General features: G+C 55.7%; 2 protein-coding genes. Both read right to left on the bottom strand.

All coding sequences use genetic code 11. The features are described 5' to 3' along the window. Nucleotides 1-122 precede the first annotated feature (122 nt). Complete coding sequence (locus D5269_RS17750; RefSeq protein WP_120487408.1) at nucleotides 123-1,448, bottom strand: GHKL domain-containing protein; 1,326 nt, start codon at nucleotides 1,446-1,448, stop codon at nucleotides 123-125. Nucleotides 1,449-1,450: 2 nt separating this feature from the next. Next, the coding region (locus tag D5269_RS17745) for a LytTR family transcriptional regulator DNA-binding domain-containing protein (protein WP_147408065.1) at nucleotides 1,451-1,662 on the bottom strand (212 nt) is incomplete at its 5' end.

Below are 1,662 nucleotides of genomic sequence, written 5' to 3'. Positions count from 1 at the left end.
AAGGGGCTTGGGGAATCCCCAACAAGCAGCGCCAGGAGCCGAATGGCTATCCTGGGGCATTGCTTGCCACGTTGTCCCGCACTCTGGGACAACCCACGCACTTCGGAGGCTTGGGGTATCTGTCAAGGCTTGTTTTGAGCAGATAACATGACCGAAACATAAAACATCCCGTCTTTCCATTCAAAGCGGGTATCGCCGCTGTAACGCTCCACAGTCACCCGTACCGATTCCGTCCCAACGCCAAAGCCATCGTGACTGGAGGAAAGGAACCGCCCGTCATCGGACTTTGGCGGCTGGTCGCTGGTATTGTCCAGCGTCAGATAAAGGGCCTGCTTTCCCTGCTGGCGGATATGCAGGCGAATGATGCGGGGCGCTTTGGAACCGGCGCAGGCATCAATGGCGTTTTCCAGCAGGTTCCCCAAAAGGGCGCAGAACTCCGGCTGTGGGATGATGGTTTCTTCCTCCATCTGGACAGAAACCTCCATATCGGTCTGCTGCCTCACCGCCTGCTCCCCATAGTAATGCAGTACGGCATCCACCGCATAATTTTTGCAGAACCGGCGGACTGTATCCGGCGGCAGGCTTTCCCCATAGGCTTTCACATACTCCGCAACCCTGTCTATATCACCGCTCTCCACACAGCCCTGCAATGCCTTGAAATGCTGGCGCAGATCATGGCGGGCGCGCCGGGTGTCCTCAATGCTCTTTTGCAGGATGCGGTACTGGGCGGCCTGCATCTGCAAAAAACGGTTCTCCTGCGTCAGACGCATATTCTTTGTCAGCCCCCTTGCCATCCAGTAAAACAGCGCGTAACAAAACAGCAGCAGCGCCAGAAGCACCAGCATCAGAACCGGATAAAACATCATAACCCGGTTTGTGTAAAGAGTGGAATATTCCTGGGGCCGCATGGCAATGTTCAGGCTCAGGAACACCACCGGAAGAATCCAGAATACATACCATGTCCCCGGCATTTCAATTTCATCCAGAAGCCATCTTGCGGCATGGGTGGCCGGATACCACATAAGCCCCAGCAGCGTCCAGCAAAACAGGGCATAGGCCGCTGCCCCGCCCAGAGAAAAAACCACAGGGCCGCTTTTGGGCGAAAGCAGGGCGTCCGCCAGGACTGCCAGATTTCTCAAAGTGGAAAACGTCCCGCAGACCGCCAGAAATACGCTGACGGTTTTCCAGTAAGACAGCGTGATTGTCCGGCAGTAAAACAGGGCAGACAGCGCCAGCGAGGGAACCAGCCAGAGGTTCGTATCCCACCGGAATCTGTAACAGGCAGCGCCGCCCGCAACAGCCCACAGCAACAGAGCGGGGATTCCCCACAAAGCGATCCGTCTGCCCTTTCCATTCAGGTGTCCTTTCATGGGCAGATAACACAAAACAGCGCCGGGGATTATAACCGAAAGCTCCAGCATAGGGCGGAGAACGGTATCATTTCCCATCTCTAATGCCCTCCTCTCATCCGGGCATAAGTAAAAGCGAGAAACTGTTCCCGCACCTCCCGGTATTTTAACCGGCTGATAGGAACCGCTGTCCCGTTTTTCAAAAGAAAACGGTCAGCCAGCAGCTCCTCCACCTGCTCGAAATTGACCAGGACGCCCCGCGTACAGTCACAGAAATAGGGATAGTCCAGCAGCAAAGCCGCAAAATCCGCCT

The organism is Anaerotruncus sp. 1XD42-93 (genome assembly GCF_009917605.1).
Lineage (GTDB): Bacteria > Bacillota > Clostridia > Oscillospirales > Ruminococcaceae > Anaerotruncus.
Note: the sequence above shows the minus strand (reverse complement) of the source record. Positions and strands in the feature narration are given on the sequence as shown.

Coding starts and splice junctions, on each gene's coding strand:
- D5269_RS17750 (WP_120487408.1), bottom strand. CDS start 1,448: ATGGGAAATGATACCGTTCTCCGCCCTATGCTGGAGCTTTCGGTTATA.